The sequence below is a fragment of the Actinopolymorpha sp. B9G3 genome, from assembly GCF_040120725.1.
GTDB lineage: Bacteria > Actinomycetota > Actinomycetes > Propionibacteriales > Actinopolymorphaceae > Thermasporomyces.
In genome coordinates this window covers 77,223-94,077 of record NZ_JBEEAB010000019.1, presented here as the reverse complement: position 1 = coordinate 94,077, position 16,855 = coordinate 77,223, and the positions used below count along the sequence as shown (strand labels likewise).

Annotated in this window: 17 protein-coding genes; 4 read left to right on the top strand and 13 right to left on the bottom strand. The window is 70.3% G+C overall.

Going from position 1 to position 16,855, the window contains the following annotated elements:
- Nucleotides 1-78 precede the first annotated feature (78 nt).
- Both ABNF93_RS26860 and ABNF93_RS26855 read right to left on the bottom strand, forming a co-directional pair.
- Nucleotides 79-567: an NUDIX domain-containing protein gene (locus ABNF93_RS26860; RefSeq protein ID WP_349330975.1), complete on the bottom strand. Its 489-nt coding sequence runs from the start codon at nt 565-567 to the stop codon at nt 79-81.
- A gap of 81 nt (nt 568-648) precedes the next feature.
- Nucleotides 649-873: a hypothetical protein gene (locus ABNF93_RS26855; RefSeq protein WP_349330974.1), complete on the bottom strand. Its 225-nt coding sequence runs from the start codon at nt 871-873 to the stop codon at nt 649-651.
- Nucleotides 874-1,155: 282 nt separating this feature from the next.
- On the opposite strand from ABNF93_RS26855, the gene ABNF93_RS26850 reads away from it, so the two are divergent.
- From ABNF93_RS26850 to ABNF93_RS26840, 3 genes are all read left to right on the top strand, one after another.
- Nucleotides 1,156-2,322, top strand: a complete 1,167-nt coding sequence (locus ABNF93_RS26850) for an enolase C-terminal domain-like protein (RefSeq protein ID WP_349330973.1) — start codon at nt 1,156-1,158, stop codon at nt 2,320-2,322.
- Nucleotides 2,323-2,423: 101 nt separating this feature from the next.
- Nucleotides 2,424-3,269, top strand: a complete 846-nt coding sequence (locus ABNF93_RS26845; RefSeq protein ID WP_349330972.1) for an alpha/beta fold hydrolase — start codon at nt 2,424-2,426, stop codon at nt 3,267-3,269.
- Between the two features lie 335 nt (nt 3,270-3,604).
- Entirely contained in the window at nt 3,605-3,808 is a 204-nt protein-coding gene (locus tag ABNF93_RS26840; RefSeq protein ID WP_349330971.1) for a cold-shock protein, read from the top strand.
- 117 nt (nt 3,809-3,925) lie between these two features.
- Here ABNF93_RS26840 and ABNF93_RS26835 read toward each other — a convergent pair whose 3' ends face one another.
- The 4 genes from ABNF93_RS26835 to ABNF93_RS26820 form a co-directional block, all read right to left on the bottom strand.
- Nucleotides 3,926-4,684, bottom strand: a complete 759-nt coding sequence (locus ABNF93_RS26835) for a hypothetical protein (protein ID WP_349330970.1) — start codon at nt 4,682-4,684, stop codon at nt 3,926-3,928.
- Nucleotides 4,685-4,821: 137 nt separating this feature from the next.
- Entirely contained in the window at nt 4,822-5,640 is an 819-nt protein-coding gene (locus ABNF93_RS26830; RefSeq protein ID WP_349330969.1) for a hypothetical protein, read from the bottom strand.
- The gene (locus tag ABNF93_RS26825) at nt 5,630-6,316 is read right to left on the bottom strand and encodes an RNA polymerase sigma factor (RefSeq protein WP_349330968.1); all 687 of its coding nucleotides are present in this window, start codon (nt 6,314-6,316) and stop codon (nt 5,630-5,632) included. The genes ABNF93_RS26830 and ABNF93_RS26825 overlap by 11 nt, the downstream gene beginning before the upstream one ends.
- A gap of 233 nt (nt 6,317-6,549) precedes the next feature.
- Nucleotides 6,550-7,803 carry an MFS transporter gene (locus ABNF93_RS26820; RefSeq protein ID WP_349330967.1) on the bottom strand — a complete coding sequence of 418 codons (1,254 nt, stop codon included), beginning with the start codon at nt 7,801-7,803 and terminating at the stop codon, nt 6,550-6,552.
- Between the two features lie 100 nt (nt 7,804-7,903).
- On the opposite strand from ABNF93_RS26820, the gene ABNF93_RS26815 reads away from it, so the two are divergent.
- Entirely contained in the window at nt 7,904-8,971 is a 1,068-nt protein-coding gene (locus ABNF93_RS26815) for an ArsR/SmtB family transcription factor (RefSeq protein ID WP_349330966.1), read from the top strand.
- An 87-nt stretch (nt 8,972-9,058) separates the two neighbouring features.
- On the opposite strand, the gene ABNF93_RS26810 is transcribed toward ABNF93_RS26815, so the two are convergent.
- The 7 genes from ABNF93_RS26810 to ABNF93_RS26780 form a co-directional block, all read right to left on the bottom strand.
- A complete protein-coding gene (locus ABNF93_RS26810) occupies nt 9,059-10,258 on the bottom strand; it encodes a glycerophosphodiester phosphodiesterase (RefSeq protein ID WP_349330965.1) in 1,200 nt (399 codons plus the stop codon).
- Between the two features lie 123 nt (nt 10,259-10,381).
- Complete coding sequence (locus ABNF93_RS26805) at nt 10,382-11,035, bottom strand: response regulator transcription factor (RefSeq protein ID WP_349330964.1); 654 nt, start codon at nt 11,033-11,035, stop codon at nt 10,382-10,384.
- Nucleotides 11,032-12,147: a sensor histidine kinase gene (locus ABNF93_RS26800; protein ID WP_349330963.1), complete on the bottom strand. Its 1,116-nt coding sequence runs from the start codon at nt 12,145-12,147 to the stop codon at nt 11,032-11,034. Before ABNF93_RS26800 ends, ABNF93_RS26805 begins: the two co-directional genes overlap by 4 nt.
- Before the next feature lie 30 nt (nt 12,148-12,177).
- Nucleotides 12,178-13,002, bottom strand: coding sequence for an ABC transporter permease (locus ABNF93_RS26795; protein WP_349330962.1), 825 nt, complete (start codon nt 13,000-13,002; stop codon nt 12,178-12,180).
- Entirely contained in the window at nt 12,992-13,891 is a 900-nt protein-coding gene (locus ABNF93_RS26790) for an ABC transporter ATP-binding protein (protein WP_349330961.1), read from the bottom strand. Before ABNF93_RS26790 ends, ABNF93_RS26795 begins: the two co-directional genes overlap by 11 nt.
- Nucleotides 13,892-14,166: 275 nt before the next feature.
- On the bottom strand, nt 14,167-15,174 hold the full coding sequence (locus tag ABNF93_RS26785; RefSeq protein WP_349330960.1) for a Gfo/Idh/MocA family protein: 1,008 nt from the start codon (nt 15,172-15,174) through the stop codon (nt 14,167-14,169).
- A 156-nt stretch (nt 15,175-15,330) separates the two neighbouring features.
- The gene (locus ABNF93_RS26780; RefSeq protein WP_349330959.1) at nt 15,331-16,755 is read right to left on the bottom strand and encodes an alpha/beta hydrolase family protein; all 1,425 of its coding nucleotides are present in this window, start codon (nt 16,753-16,755) and stop codon (nt 15,331-15,333) included.
- Between the last annotated feature and the right edge of the window lie 100 nt (nt 16,756-16,855).

The following is a 16,855-nucleotide window of genomic DNA, read 5'->3' as shown; positions in this document are numbered from 1 at the left end:
GCGTGCGGGCGATTCGCTACACATGCGCTGGCGACACCACGGTCTCGTTCGAGGCGACCCCGGCCGCCATCGCCACCATCAGAGGGCCAGGAGGCGTGGCTGCGCAGGCACACCGTTGTCGAGGAGTTCGCGGAGTACGACGGGAAGTGCGCGCGGCGAGAACAGATCCGCCCCGCGATAGGCGTCGAGCTCGGCCAACGACCACCACCTGAGGCCGGCGATGTTCTCGGCCGCGAGCTGGTCCGGTGTGAACGAGCCGCGCGGATCGAAGTGCGAGGTCCGCAGCAGGAAGTAGTCGTTGACCACACCGTCGTAGTGGCGCGCGTGGCCCGGCCCTTCGACCACCTGGTGCCAGACGTGCGGCGGTGCGCCGTCGAGTGCGAGCCCGACCTCCTCGTCCAGCTCGCGGCGAAGTGCCCCGAGGAGTGTTTCGCCGGGCTCGATCCCGCCTCCGGGGCTCGCCCACACGACGATCCCTTGCCGGCTCAGATCGAACCGGCACAACAGGATGCGCTGCTCGTCGTCGACGATGAGCGCGCGGACCGCATGACGAAGACGTGGGCGCACCGGCCCCACCCTAGGACGTGCCGGTTCAGCTCCGCGCCAGGCGGATGGAGCCCTCGCTCCCCGATGGTCGCGCGTACGACCTCAGCCGGCGCGCTGGCGTTCGCGGTAGGGCGCGGGCGTCCGCGCCCGCACGGTGGTCTTCCGCCCCCAGAACTGCTCCCACGTCGCCTCGGCCTCGGCCACGCCGCGGGCGTACGCCGCTGTCGCCTCGTCGGATTCGTCCCAGTGCTCGTGACCCTCGAACTCAGTCGGCCCGCGACCAAGCCTCTCGGCAATCAGCTGGTCGTACACCGGTGTCTCGCTCATCGATGCTCCTGTAGCCCGCGTGGCTTGACGGCGGTGCGTCTCAAAGCCGCCGGGCCCATCCCTGCCCCGTAGCGTCGACCGAGAAGCTGATCACGTCAAGTCCCTGACCGAAAGCAAAGAGTAAAGATTCTCTGCGATTGGCTCGCGCTGCGAGACGCTGGCTCGCGCTGCGAGACGCTGGCTCGCGCTGCGAGCCCTGGTCCACCAGTGTCGGCGTAGGGTCGACCGGCCAGAAGCGTGCGGCGCCTCTGTCGCTCGCTGGAGTGAGGAGGCGGGCGTCGAATGAAGATCACCGCGGTGGAGATCCTGCGACTGCGCGGCCCGGCACCCGAGCGGCCTTCGTGGTACCGGCAGAGCAGGCCCCTCGCGCACTACCCCGAGCACGCGCCGACGTCTCGGTGGCAGAGCCGCTCGGCCCACCCGGGCGTCCAGGAGGCCGACTACCTGCAGATCCGCGCTGGCGACCACCTCGGTCTCTACGGACCCGTCGACCGGCCGGCATCCACCGTCGTGACCAACGAGCTGCGCGACTTCCTCATCGGCAAGGACCCGCGCGCGATCGCGATCGTGTGGGACCAGATGTACCGCCGTGACCGGCACTCGCGGTCGAGCTACCCGATGATGGCGATCAGTGCGGTCGACAACGCCCTGTGGGACCTTGCCGGTCGGCTGCACGGCGTTCCCGTCTACGAACTCCTCGGCGGACCGCGGGCGGCGACCGTCGAGGCGTACGCCAGCACCCTCGGCACGTCGCTCGACGAGGGCGCCGCCGAGGACCGGGCCCGAGCGCTGGCCGACAACGGGTTCGCGTACCAGAAGTGGTTCTTCGCCTACGGCCCTGGTGACGGGCCCGCCGGCATGACGGCCAACGTCGACCTCGCCCGTCGGCTGCGTACGGCGGTGGGCGACGACGTGGAGCTGATGTTCGACGCGTTCATGAGTTGGAACCTGCCGTACGCACGGGAATGGCTGCGCCGGGCCGGGCAGTTCCGTCCGTACTGGCTCGAGGAGCCGCTGCCACCGGACCAGCTGGAGGCGACGGCGAGCCTCAACCGGGAGTCCGAGGTCCCGATCTCCGCCGGCGAGCACCTCTACGGCAGGTGGGAGGCGCAGCGCTACCTTGCGGCCGGAGCCGTCTCGATCCTGCAGTCCGACCCCGAATGGTGTGGCGGGGTGTCCGAGCTCGTCCGCATCTGCACCGTCGGATCGCTGCACGGCGTGCCGGTGATCCCGCACGGTCATGGCATCCGGGCAGCGCTGCACGTCGTGGCGAGCCAGCCGCCGAGCATCTGCCCGAGAGTCGAGTACCTGCTGGAGTTCATGCCGTTCAAGCTCCACTTCGAGCAGGTGGTTCCCACGCCGGTGGACGGCCGGATCACGCTCGGGACGGAGCCGGGATTCGGCATCGCGTTCGACGAGTCGCGCATCGACGACATCCGTACGTTGTAGCGATGCCTGCGGCCGGTGAGGTGCGCATCGCAGGCCGCTCACGTCGGGTGCCCGCACCCTGCGCGGAAGGCGCCGCCCGTGCGGTTGCCAGACTGTCCGGCATGGAACCGACCTTCGTCCTGGTGCACGGCGCGTTCGGCAATTCGTTCAGCTGGGCGCCGATGCAACGCGAGCTCGCCCTGCGCGGGCACCGCTCGCTCGCCGTCGACCTGCCCGGCCATGGTTTCCAGGCCGCGTTCTCGCCCGCCTACCAGGCGCCGCAGGACCTCGCCGCCCTGGCCGCGGCGCCGACGACGCTCAGTGGGGTCACCCTCGCCGACAACGTGGAGCACGTCTGCGACGTCGTACGCCGCGCCTCCGAGCACGGGCCTGTCATCCTGGTCGGACACAGCCGCGGCGGCCTCACGCTGACCGGCGTTGGCAATACGGTTCCGGCCCTGATCGATCGGATCGTCTACGTCTCGGCCTGGTGCTGCGTCGACCTGGCGCCGATGGACTACGCATCAACCCCCGAGCACGGACCGCCGAGTCTCAACGAGACCAACACCGCTCTCGTCGGGGACCCGAGGAAACTCGGCGTGATCCGGCAGAGTTTCCGGATGGCCGACCCCGACAAGCTGGCCAGCCTGAAGGCCGTGCTCGCGGACGACTGCACCGAGGCCGAGTTCCTCGCCTACCTCAACACGCTGGAGCCGGATGAGAATCTCGACGTCGGTGGCGACGACGCGCGTGCGCAGGCTGACACCTGGGGCCGCGTTCGCCGTACGTACATCCGACTCACCCGCGATGCCGCCATACCGATCGCTCTCCAGGACCGCTTCATCGCCGAGGCGGACGCACTGACGCCGGACAACCAGTTCGACGTGCACTCCCTCGACAGCAGCCACGTCCGGGTCCTCGTCCACCCGGAGGACACGGCCGCGATCCTGGCCGGCCTGGCGACGTAGGCGAACGGGTTCCGCTTGCCCCGACCGACCCGGACTCACTGTCCGACAGAACGACACGCCCGGGCGCTCGTTGACCTTCGGACGCTCCCGCGGCGCCGCCCGCGCCGTCGCGACGCCGCGCGGATCTGACCCGTTCGGCGAGACGCCAACTCGTAGCGTGCTACGGTGGGCACAAGTTGCAGTTGTGGTTCCCATGAACGTTTGTGTGCGCCTGCTGGTTACTCACCAACGGGCGCATTTCTGTTTATCCGGACCTTTCTCCGGAGGGTCGAACAACGCAGCGACACCGGCTCGCACCGTGCGAAGCCGGCACTGCCACCCTGAAGGAGACAGCGATGGCGACAGGCACAGTGAAGTGGTTCAACGGTGACAAGGGCTTCGGCTTCATCGAGCCGGACGGCGGCGGCGCCGACGTCTTTGCCCACTACTCCAACATCCAGGCCCAGGGCTTCCGTGAGCTGGCCGAGGGCCAGAAGGTGGAGTTCGACGTCGCGCAGGGCCAGAAGGGCCCCCAGGCGGAGAACATCCGCCTCGTCTGAGCACATGTACCACCGCGAAACCGCGCCCTCGCCAACTGGTGAGGGCGCGGTTTTCATGCCAGCGGTCGAAGCGCGTTTCGTGCGGTGACGGTTTGCGGCCCTCCACCGTCGGCGACGTCACGCATCGATCAGGTGCTGGCGCGGTCGGAAGGCGCGGGCCTGGGCCCTGCGGACAAGGCGACTCGCAGCCGGCCTGCCGAGCGCTCCGCCGAGTGCTCCCAGGAGGAGTGCCGGAAGCGCGAGCCACCACATGCCGAGCACGCCACTGTCGCGGGTACTGCTGGGCACGTTGAGCCCGTTCACGTTCTCGTTCCTGGCCCCCGGGGAGTTCGCCCGTGCGGCAGCCTCGTCGGCCGGTTGGGGGACGGACTCGACCGGGACACTCGCCGTCCCGTCGAGCATCCCCCAGCGTCCCAGCAGCGCGAGAAGCCCCTCCGGATCCGGCGAACGGTGCCACACTCCAGCCCCGTCCAGGTCAACCGCGTCGCCTTCCCACGCTTCCCGGGTGTTGATCCACACTCCCTCCTCGGTATCGACCAGGATGCGGTCCAGCCGCCAGATGGAGATGTCGTGCACGAGCCAGGTGACATTGGTCTGTGAACCACCCGGGCCCAGGACCTGATCGACAGGCGCACCTTTCTGCGCGACGGGACTCTCGTCGAGTGCGCGCGACAGCAGCGCGTACTCGTCGTCGGAGTGGTACGCCGATGCCGTGACGCCCTTCTGCGGCGAGACGACGAGGACGCTCGTCGGTCCGCCAGCGTGTGCCGTCCCCGGCCCGAGTGCGAGAAGGCCCACCATCGCGCCCACCAGAGCGAGGACCAGGCCGCGCCCGCGACGGACCGGGAGTGTGGATGCGTGCGTGGAGCGGGACATGAGTGGCTCCTTCGATGACCGCGGAGTGGGTCTGACGCCAGTGCTACACCGCTCCCCGTCCCCGCGTTCCCCGGATCCCGCTTCGCCCATGCCCACATCGCCCTTCACCGCGACGCCGCTCGCGGCACGGCTCGCGTTCAGGAAGCTGACCGGGCGATCTCGAATGCGCGCCGCTTGTCTGCCACGCCCTCGAGCCGGAGGGTGACACCGCCCGACTCCCACACCAGCGTGGGACCCGCGGGACGCGCGGACTCGGTACGTTCAACTCCCGCCTCGTCGATGAGTGCGACCTCGTGTGGCGTGGGGAACCACAGGGCGGTACGCCCGTCCAGGTCGACGTACTCCGCTTCGCCCCTGCTGACCGACTTGACGAACATCGGCGCCAACCGCCCCTCGAACTCGTCCAGGCGCCGTGTGCCGCCGGAACTGCTCCAGCTGAGCGACAGCAGCCGGCCGTCCGAGGCGACGTCGACCTTGTCCGGTGTACCGAGCGCACGGGGCACTACAGGGATGAACCGCACCAGCCGCGCCGCGTCTTTCATGGTGAGCGATCCGGTGGCAGACGGCGGCGGCGCCGAGGGGACCCGTGGTCCGGGGCGAACGACCACGCCGAAACCGAACCACTCCGCCACGGTCGCGCGTACGGGCGGCGTCAGCGCGAGGGCCACCACCAGTGCGGTGGCGGCGACGACGGCCACGCGTCGGGGCTCGCGCAGGACCGTCCGGATCGGCTCCGTCCAGGCCGCTGTCCAGGCCCGCAGCCGACCCCGGTGGCCGGTCGGGGCGGGTTCTGCCGCCAGCCGTTCCATGACGGCCGCGGCGAGGGCGTCGCCGTCCGGCGCGGGAGTGTGGATCGTACGACCGAGGACGCGAAGGTCGTCGGCCAATCCATCGCCGGGTCGCCCGCCGAGTTCATCGGCCGGGAGCCGGCCGCTTGGCGGGAGGTCAGGTCCCATGGCCGGCCTCCTTCGTATCGTCGTACGCCTCCGTCGACGGCGCGTCCACCACCACCGCTTCCGGCGCCTGACGGTCCGGACCGGCGGCATGCCGCGGCTCTGCGGCTTCGACGGGGGTCACGGCGGTTACGGCGGTCACGGCGCCCGGCAGTGGCTCGGCGGTCTCGGCCAGGCGGGTACGCAGGCGACCCAGCGCGCGATGCAGCCGGGACTTCACCGTCCCGCGCGGCCATCCGAGCACCGTGGATGTCTCCTCCTCATCGAGCTCCAGGAGATACCGGCAGACCACCGCGCGGCGCTGCGGCTCCGGCAGCTCTCTTACGGCGGCGAGAAGTGTCGCCCGGCGTTCGCTGGACAGCACGTCGCTCGCCGGATCGGGAGCCGCATCGTCCAGACCGTCCACCGAACGCAGCGTCGCGTCCCGGCGCCGCTTCGCCGCGCGTACCGCGTTGCTCGTCTCGTTCGCGACGATCCGCAGGAGCCAGGGCCGGAACGCCGAACCGGCGCGGAAGCCACCCAGCGCCCGATAAGCCTTGACGAACGCGATCTGGACGACGTCGTCCGCGTCGGATCCCGCGCCCAGCAGCACGGCGGTCCGATGGGCGATCGCCGAATGACGGCGTACGAGGTCCGCGTACGCCTCCCGGTCGCCGGAACGTACGCGGGCGATGACCACCTGCTCGGCGGCCTCCGCGGGATCGGTGATGCGGACCTCCTGACGGTGCCTCCGGCTCAGGATGCCTGCCGGCTCCCGATGGCACCACTGCCCTGTCCTACACCGCCGCCCGGCAGCGGGTTCCCGTGGCGCCAGATGCGGCTCGGAGTGGGGACGCCTGTGCGGCAGGGTCACGGAGCTGGCGCGGCTGACCGGATAGTTGCGGCTGGCAGCTGCCAGCTGCGCGGGGCCGGTCAGCCGACCGGCGTGGACTCTGCGGACCGCGCGGCGACGGCCTCGACCGGCAGCCGTGACTCCAGCGCCACCACGGCCAGTCCCGCCGCCAGCGCCGCCACGCAGACGATCAGCCACAGCGCGACCGGCTGCCAGCTGAACAGCTGGGTGAAGAACGCCGGCGCCACGACACCGCTGAGCGCGAACGAGAACTGGAACGTCGACATGTACCTGCCGCGCTCCCGTTCCGGGCCCAGTTCCGACGCGAGTGCGTTCGACGCGGGCGCGTGCAGCAACTCCGCCACGGTGTAGAGGATCGTGACGGGGAACAGCGCCACTACCACCCACTCGACCGGGATCGCGAACATAGTCGCCATCAGGACACCCCAGCCCGCCCAGCCGAGGCCCGCGACGCACATCACCCGCGTACGCCGGCGCCCGGCGAGTCGCTTCACCACCACGGTCTGGCAGAGCGCGAGCGCGGCCGTGTTCAGCGCCAGCAGTACGCCGACTGCCCAGCTCGCCTTGCCGAGCAGGTGATCGACGTACACCGGCAGGCTGAGCCCGAGAAGCCCACTGCACAAGGCGAAAACCGTGTTGGCCGCGACCAGGACGAGGAACGGTCGGTCCCGCAGTGGGCCGCCCACGGACGCCCGGCCCGCCGACGAGGAAGGTCCGCTGTCGTGCGTACGGCGTGGGATCCGAAGCCAGAGAACCAGCGCCGACAGGGCGAAGGTCGCGGCGTCGAGGACGATCACCAGGCGGAACACCGACTCGTCGCCGACCGCCAGCAATGCCGCGGCGAGGAGCGCGCCCACACCGACTCCGGCGTTCTGCGCGGCGCTGGATTTCGCATAGGCATGGTCGCGGTCGGCCGAGGACGCCAGGTCGGCGATCAGCGTGAAGATGGACGACCAGTACGTACGCTGCCCGACCGCCGCCAGGCCCGCTGCGACGAACAGGGTGACGGCCTCGCTGACCAGGAGGAAGCCGGCGAAGCCGCCGGCCTGCAGAAGGAGCCCGCAGAGCACGACCGCGCGGGATCCGAACCGGTCCACGAGGCGACCGACAAGCAGTGGGAGCGGCAGGGTGAGGAGCTGCGCCGCCGACAGGCACAGCCCTGTCGTCGCCAACGAGATCCCGGCGACCTTGGTGAAGTACAGCAGCGACACGGGTAGATACAGCCCGCTGCCCACCATGTCGATGACGACGACGGCGATGAGGGCACGCATCCAGCCAGGACGGTGCCGAGGTGGCGCGGACGGTGTGGACACGATCTCTCCCCAGAGAGTCAGACTGTCGTGCGGCAACGAGAAATCGTTGGTTCCGGCGCCGGTGGAATCCAATGATTCTGCTGAGGCAGAATCATCAGCTGTGATCCGGTACGTCTTCACCGCGACGTCATTGGCCGAGACCAGGTTCGGCTACTCGCCGCTTCTCGAAGCCCGCAACGCTCTGCGGCTCCTGCATCCGTTGACCCGCGCCAACCATCCGGTCTACGCCTCGTGGCGTCGCGTGACTCAGCAGGCCATCGACAGATCCGACCTGGACCTGCGGTTTCTCTACGCCCTGATCCCACCGCACAACTACACGCCCGACTTCCTCGCTCCGCCTGCGGGTCGGGAGCCGCAGTCGATCGACGCCGAGCTGTCCGCTGTCCGGCGTACTCCCCTGACGCGCGTACGCACCGAGCTCGGACTGATCCAGCACTGGTTCACGCCCGGCACCAGCCGGCATCGATGGGCGGAGGCCCGTGCCCTGATCCGGGCGCCCGGGCTCGTCCGGGACCGCGCGGCCGAGGAACTCGCGGCATTCTGGGACGTCGCCCTACGGGCTGACTGGCCGCGGATCCGGGCATGTCTGGAGGCCGACGTCGCCCGCCGCGCACGGGCGTTGGCGCGGGGTGGGCCGGGCCTCGCGTTCGCCGGACTGCCCGACGGTGTGCGCTGGCGACGGGACACCCTCGAGGTACGCCGGCCCTTCTCAGCCGAGGTCTCGATGAACGACGAGGGCCTCGTCCTCATGCCGTCGGTCTTCGCCGGTCATCGGCTCGGGGGCGCGACGGATCCGCCGAGCCCACCGACCGTGTGGTACCGCGCCCACGACGTCGCCCAGGTGTGGGAGCCGCGCAAGGGTGTCCCAGCACCGATCGTCGCGGTGCTCGGACGCACGCGGGCCCGGTTGCTCGCGGCCCTGTCCCGACCGGTGTCGACGACCGCGGCGGCTGGTGAGCTCGGCATCGCCGCCGGTCACGTGGCCCAGCAGCTCGCCGCCTTGCGCTCGGCGGGGTTGGTCCGTTCCCAGCGGGTCGGGCGCGAGGTGCTCTCCATGCGTACACCTCTGGGCGACCACCTGCTGGCCGGCCCAGACCACCACGACGAAGCGGGCTCGAGGTCCCGCGAGCGGGCGGTGCCCGCTGACGAGCAGGCCCACACCAGCTGAGGAGCGGGGCCCGCAGAGTCGAGGTTCAACCGCTACTCCAGCATCTCCCGCACGTTGTCGGGCAGGGTGTCGCGGTTTGCGTTCCAGCTACTTGGCCACTGCCGCGCGGAGCTCCAGGACGTCGAGGCCGAGGTCGAACCCGGTCGAGGAGGAATGCCGCCCCGTCACGAGGGCGTGGAGCACGTGCGCACCCTCGGCCAGGACGAGGTGGGGGAAGGTCAGCGTCTGCCGAGCCACCGAGGCACGGTAGGTGTCGACGGGCGGGCCGAGCGGTTCACCGTCGAGCGAGAGCTGATGGATGCCTCCGGCGGGCGATCCGCCCAGCGTCAACCCGAGGTTGCGGGATCCGAGTCCACTCGTGTCGAAGGCGACCTCCACCGTGTCGCCAGGGCCCGTCGCCCGCACGAGCAGCTGGGCGTCGCCCGACCACTTGCCGCCATTCATCCCCTTGTTGAGTTGGACTTCCACCGGACAGCTGGACCGGCACCCTGGCTCCAGCGACTCGACCTCGATCCAGACCGCCCGCTCCTCCCGCAGCGCCGTGAGCATCCGGCCCGGATGGTCCGTGATCACGCCGTCGATACCGAGCGGCATCATCTGGCGCACGTCCGCGGCCGTGCTCGTGTTGGTGAGGACACCGAGACCGAGAGCCTGGACGCGTTCGACCTGCTCCTGCGGGAACCGCGCCTGCCCCGTGCCGATGAACGCGGCGTACTGGGCGATCCTTTCCAGCTCCGCAAGGTCCGTGTCCGCGCGTACCGTCAACGCCGCCACCGTGGCCTCGGGACGAAGTTCCTTGTAGCGAAACGCATACTCTCGTTCGATCGACGCCACCACGAACCTGCCGCTGTCGCCGGAGGCGTCGAGCGGACCGCCGCGACCATGCCGGTCGAGGCATGCCGCCACCGCGGCGACCAGGCCCTCGTCCTCCGACGGTCGCTTCATTTCGATCAGCAGCCGGGCGCGGTCGCCCACGAGGTCGATCGTCTCGTCCAGGGTGGGAATCCGTTGACCGGCGAACCGCTCGTCGTTCCAGCCACCGGCGTCGAGGCGCCGTAGCTCGGTAAGGGTGAAGTCACGCACCCGCCACGGTGCACGATCAGGAAACACCTGCGTGGCGTCGGTTGTCCGCCTCAGGTTCGCGTCGTGGAAGACGACCAGCTCCCTATCCGCGGTCCGTCGTACGTCGAGTTCGATGACGTCGGCGCCCTGGGCGAGCGCCTCCTCGAATGCGGCAAGGGTGTTTTCCGGTGCGTCACCGGACGCGCCTCGGTGCGCAGCAATCACCGACATCTCCCCTGCTCTTGCAAATGACCACGCTGAGCAGGCCCCCGGTAGCTGGACAGGTGCCGATACCTATCCCAGGTTCCGAACGCATGGGCAGCGTGGTCATTTGCAGCACAACGGCCACTAGCTGACGAGGCCGGACTGGTAGGCGAACACCACGAGCTGGGCGCGGTCCCGCGCGGCGAGCTTGATCATCGCCCGGCTGACGTGTGTACGCGCGGTCGCCGGGCTCACGACCAACCGCTCCGCGATCTCGTCGTTGCTGAGTCCCTCGCCGACCAGGCCGACGATCTCCCGTTCGCGGTCGGTGAGGGTGTCGAGCTGCGGGTGCGGCTTGACCGCGCGCGGTGACCGGGACGCGAACTCCCGCACCACCCGTCGCGTCACCGACGGCGACAGCAGCGCGCCTCCCTCGGCCACGAGCCGGATCGCCTGCAGGAGCTCGCTCGGCTTGGTGTCCTTGAGCAGGAAGCCGCTTGCGCCGTAGCGCAACGCGTCGAAGACGTACTCGTCGAGCTCGAACGTCGTCAACACGATCACCTTCGTACCCGCCAGCTCGGGATCGGCGCAGATCCGCCGGGTCGCCTCGAGCCCGTCGACGCCGGGCATCCGGATGTCCATCAGGATGACGTCGGGCCGATGGTCCCGTGCGGCGGCAACGGCACCGAGCCCGTCACCGGCCTCGCCCGCGAAATCCAGGTCGTCCTCGTTGTCCACCAGAGTCGAAAGGCCCAACCGGACCAGATCCTGGTCGTCGACGATCAGCACCCTGATCACGCCGCACCTCCTGTCGGGATCGACGCCCGCACCATGAACTGTCCATCGTCGGTGGGTCCGGCGGTGAACTCCCCGCCGAGTGCCTCGACGCGCTCCCGCATACCTGGGATGCCGAGCCCACCGCCGCGGCTGCGTACGGCTCCCGCGGGGTTGGAGATCGCCAGCGTCACGGCGTCAGTCTGGTAACCGATCCGCACGCTGGCAACCTTCGCCGCGCCGTGCCGGAGGACGTTCGTCAGCGACTCCTGGACGACCCGGTAACCGGCCAGTTCGACGGCCGCCGGAAGGGCGCGGCGCTCGCCGTCGGTTTCCAGGTGGATGTCGACTCCGGCGTCGCTCATGCGTTGGCGAAGCTCGTCGAGCCGCTCCAGGCCGGGTGCGGGTGTCCGCTCGGGATCCGCTCCGGTCCTCCGGACGACCGCCAGTGTGGCGCGGAGCTCGTCGAGGGCCGCGGTGCTGGTCCGGCTGATCGCGTTCAACGCGACCTCCGCCTGCTCGGGGCGCTTCGGCAGGACGTGCAGGGCGACGTCGGCCTGCATCTTGATGGCCGCGAGCCCGTGGCCGACCACGTCGTGCACCTCCTGCGCCACCCGCAGCCGCTCCTCGTCGACGTGCTGGCGGACCGTCTCGGCGCGGGCCTGAGCCGCTGCCTCACGAGTCAGGCGTACGGTCACGCCGATCGCGAACGGCACCACCACCCACGCGGAACCGGGGATGACGCCGAGCAACCCCGGCAGCGACGCACTGTTGGTGAAGATGTGCGCCAGCAGGATCACCAGGGCGAGCGCGCACGGCGGCCAGGCCCGCGCGAGCGGCAGATGCCGGGCCACCGTGTAGACCGCGACGAAGAAGGAGAAGAGGATCGGTCCGTACGTATAACCGAGCACGAGATAGGTCGACGAGCACAGCGTCGCCACTGCCAGCGTGACGAGCGGCCACCGCCGCCGTACGGACAGGACGAGTGCAGTGGCGATCACCAGGCCGAAGCCCACGGCGTCGATCGGGCGGTCGGGCGACATGAACGCATTCGCCGACGTCGTCCCGCCGAGCCCGACCACGGTGAGGACGAGCGCGAGGGCGATGTCGCCGATCAGCGATCTCGAGAGTCTCATCTGTCCGCAGTCCTCACTGGATGTCCGGTGCTACCCGATGTCGCGGCGATGCAGGAGCCAGCCACCGACCATCGTGAACGCCAGCAGGTACGCCGTGACCACGAGGGTCGCCTGGCCCGACCCGACGAGCTCGGCCACCCCTGGCGTGTCCGACGATGCGCCGAGCGTCGCGACGAGGGAACCGGCGTTCGGACCGGGGAGGCCCTTCTGCAGTTCCGCCACCCAGTCCAGCAGAGGGGCCGCGATGGCGGCGAGCAGGTTCTGGATCGCGAGCAGCCACACCAGTCCGAGCCCGACCGGCAGCGCCACCGACCGCAGCAGGACGGCCAGCAGCACGCCGAACGCGGCCCACATCATCGTGACCAGCCAGCCGGCGCCCACTCCGAGCGCGATGTCGGTCGCACTCGGCCAGTCGAGCGGTTGGTCCTCCACGACGGCGACGAGGGCGCTCGCGGCGGCGGACACGCAGACGAGCGCGCCGACGAGGACGAGCGACCCGGCGGCGACCGTCACCAGCTTGGCGGCGTACGCACTCCACCGGGACGGCCCCTGCGCGAAGACGGTCTTCCAGGTCTCCCAGGCGTACTCGCTACCCGTCACGAGGACCCCGAAGATCAGCGCGAGCGCCCCGACGAAGACGGGCGTCCCGCCGATCGCGTTCCCGACGAACGCATCCGGCACCATGGCGGCCAGCCCACGGTCGCTGTTCGGCGGGCCCGAGGTGCCACCGGCATAACCGGCGTACGGAATGAGATAGGCGAACGTCAGGCTCAGCAGCACACCGATGGCCAGCAGCAGCCAGGCGGCGGGCCGGCGCACCTGCTTGGCGAGTTCGGCGCGGACGTTACCCCACATGGGTCGGCTCTCCTGTCAGCTCGAGGAAGATCTTTTCGAGGTCGGGCTCCCTCCAGCGGACCTCGCTGACGGAGATCCCGGCCTGGACGAGTTCGGTGTTGATCCAGGCGGCCTTGGCGGCGTCGATGTCCACCGCCAGCGCTTCGCCGTCGACGCGTACGAGGTCCGGGCCGGCGAGCGTCGCGACGAGATCGCGCGCCACGTCGAGCGGGTCGGCGACGATGCGGAGAGCGCCACCGCTGCCCAGATCGGCGACGGTCGTCTGCGCCACCAGCCGGCCGCGCGAGATCACGCCCACGCGGTCGCAGATCTGCTGGACCTCGCCGAGGAGGTGGCTCGACAGCAGCACCGTCCGGCCGGCGTCGGCCAGTCTGCGGAGGGTGACACGCATGTCGGCCATCCCGGTCGGGTCCAGGCCGTTCGTCGGTTCGTCGAGGATCAGCAGGTCAGGGTCCTTCAGCAAGGCCGCGGCGAGGCCGAGGCGCTGCTTCATGCCGAGCGAGTACTTCGCGTAGCGGTCCCGCGCCCGCTCAGCCAGGTCCACCGTCTCGAGCACGTCGTCGACGCGGCGTCGGGCGACACCCGCGTGGCGCGCGAGCACCCGCAGGTTGTCCCGGCCGGAGAGGTACGGATAGAACGCCGGACCCTCGATCAGCGCTCCCACCCGGTCGAGGTGACCTGCTCCGGGCGGGTTGCCGAACAGCCGCAGGCTGCCCTTCGTGGGTCGGACGAGTCCGAGCAGCATCCGCAGGGTCGTGGTCTTGCCGGCGCCGTTCGGGCCGAGGAAGCCGTAGACCTCGCCCGGCTGGACGGTCAGGCTGAGCTCCTCGACCGCCGGCGTACGGCCGTAGCGCTTGGTCAGCGCGGTGGTCTCGACGGGATTTCTCATGCCATCGAGGCTCCCCGATCCTGCCTCGGCGAGCGTCACTCGGGAAGCGGCTCCGTCGCTACGCCACTCGACGTAGCGGTCGGCCGCCTGACCACGCGGGAGGCGTACGCAGCGGGTCGCAGGCGTACGTACGTCCCTGGGAGACGGTGCGGGGCGTGCGGTTCATGATCATGCGTGGGAAAGGGGCGTTCCCCAGCGCCAGAAACCACAGTTTCCCACGCATGATCATGAACGACAGGGCCCGGTGCAGCCGCTAGCGCGGGATGGACCCGCCCTTATCGACCGTCGAGGCGGACCGTCTCGCCGAGGCTGGCCGACCGGTAGATGGCCTCACTCAGCTCGGCGACCCGCAACCCGGCCGCCGGCGGCGCCGGGTTCGGCGTCTCCCCGTTGATCGCGGACCACCAGGCCTCGTGCAGGTCGGGCGTGCGCGGAAGGTCCAGCCGCTGCTCGATCGACTTCCCCCGCGCGAACGTCACCCGCCCCGTCCGCCACGGATGCTGCGGCTCCACCTCGTAGCGCAGCAGCCCGTCCGACCCGGAGACGACGACGGTCTCCATCCAGGTCGTCGCCAGGTCGCCCACGACGGCGAGCTGTCCCTGGACGCCGCCGGCGAAGGCGACGGTCGCGGTCGTGTTGATGTCGACGGGCGACCCCACCTGGTCGACGAGGGCCGACACCGACGCCACCGGCCGGTCGACGAGCCAGAGCAGCATGTCGGCCAGGTGGGAGCCGCTGTCCATCAGCATGCCGCCGCCGGACAGCGCCGGATCCTGCCGCCACGTGCCGGCCGTGCCTGTCAGCCACCGCTGCCCGCACGTGATGATGATCGAACGCAGCTCACCCAGCTCGCCGCCCGCGATCGTCTCCCGCATGAAGGTGTACGCAGGATCGAAGCGGCGCTGGTACCGCACCATCACGGTGACGCCCGCCGCCTCGGCCGCCGCCTCGATCTCCCGCGCCTCTCTCGCCGTACACGTGAGGGGCTTCTCGCACAGCACGTGCAGGCTCCGCTTGATCGCGCTCATCACGATCGGGAAGTGCAGTGTGTGAGGCGTGACGACCGTGACGGCGTCCAACTCGACCGCCTCGAACATCTCCTCGGCGGACGCGAAGGACGGGACCTCCGCCACCATCGGAACCCGCGATCGGAACAGCTCGAGATTCGACTGGCTGGGCTCGGCCAGCGCGACGATCTCGAACTCCGCCGTACTGGCCATCGTCTGCGCGTGCCCCGTCGCGGCTCCCCCACACCCGACGACGCCAACCCGAAGCCGTCCCATCGGCCCTCCCACATCTGTCGTTCGGTCCAGGACACAGATGTGTGGAAACCTTTCCACACATCCCGCCCGCGGAACACGGCCCGGCCACAGGGCGGTCCTGGACCGGTCAGTCATCTCGCCGGAGGGCCGGCGCCTCTCGCGGGCGGACCAGTGCGCTCAGCGGATGAACGTCACATCCGGATGCCGCGGCGACGGCCCGTCGAGAAGGCGCTGGTGCCGGTGCCGCAGGTGCTGGTCGAAGAAGGCCGTGACGTACGCCCGCACCGAGGCCGTGACCCGTACCGGGTCCACCGTGCCGATCGACCCCGACACCCGCTCGGGCGGCACGTCATAGGCCGCGTCGATCTGTGGCAGGAGCACCTGCTGGTCAGCGAACGTGAAGTGCTCGCCCTCGGCGACGTACAGGTCCCGCTTCCACCCGGTCGAGTTCGCCCAGAACTCGCGCCACTCAGGTGCGTCACGGTGGGTGTGTGGCAGCCCGCTGGTGAGGCCCGCACCCATGAGCATGAACGGCCGGTCGAGACCGTGCCCGACGACATCGCCGAGGTCGTTGTCTTCGAAGCTGTACGCCATGCTGCCTTCCATGTCGATGCCCGCGTCGATCCGCCGGTCGACCAGCATCGCCTCAGCCGTGGCGAACCCGCCCGCGGAGTGGCCGAACATCCCGACCCGGGTCAGGTCGAGCATCCCGCCGAGACCGTCCGGTAGTCGCCGCCGGTCGGCGTCGGGATTGCCACCCGCCGCGAGCACGCCAAGCTGGTCGAGGACGAAGCGCACGTCCGCGACCCGCGCTGCCAGCGCCACGTGGTTCCGCTCCGTGGGCGTGCCGTCGAACGTTGCCGGCAGCTCGAGCCGGCCGTCGGGAAACTCCACCGGCGCCTCGTGGGTGTGGTCGACGGTGACCACGACGTAACCACGGCTGGCCAGTTCCTCGACCAGCACGGTGCCGAGCGCACGGGGGATGCGGGCGCCCGGCGAGAACACCACAACGGGGCGACCGCCGGGTCGGGCGAGGACGGGTGGCGAGGTCCGTGCGTGCGTACGGATCCCCGCCCAGTCCACCTGTCCGGGGCGCAGGCCGAGCTGCATGTCGGCGCTCGCGCCGAAGGCCTCGGCGGCGTGCGGCCGGAAGTACGGAGTCGTCGGTGACTTCCCTGGCCAGCTGGCACGCGCCGGGTACCACACGCCGACCATCAGCTCCCGTTGCCGATCCGCCACCCACGGGTCGCGGCGGTCGCGGTCGACCAGGTGGAGTTCGGTGGTGCCGACGCGATGCGGTCCGGTGGGTTCGGGCAGGCGGGGGCGCAGCGACTCCTCCGCGCGTACGCCTGCACGCTCGCGGATCGCCGAAGACGGCGAGCCGAGGATCGAGTCGGCGGCGGTGCCTGCCGAAGCGGGCGCGGTCGTTGCCGGAGCGGGCGCGGTCGTTGCCGAAGCGGGCGCGGTCGTTGCCGAAGCGGGCGCGGTCGTTGCCGAAGCGGGCGCGGTCGTTGGGGGAGCGGGAATGGCGTACGCCGAGGTGCTGGCAGCAGTCGGGACGAGGACAAGGCTGGTGAGGAGGAGTCGTCTGGTGAGGGTCATGGTCCCAGCCTGGGTGGCGACGCTGCTTCGGGCGTCCGCCGAACGGTCACCGCCGGATGCGACGAAGGTTGTAGCCCGCCTGGCACCCTCACTGCCCGAT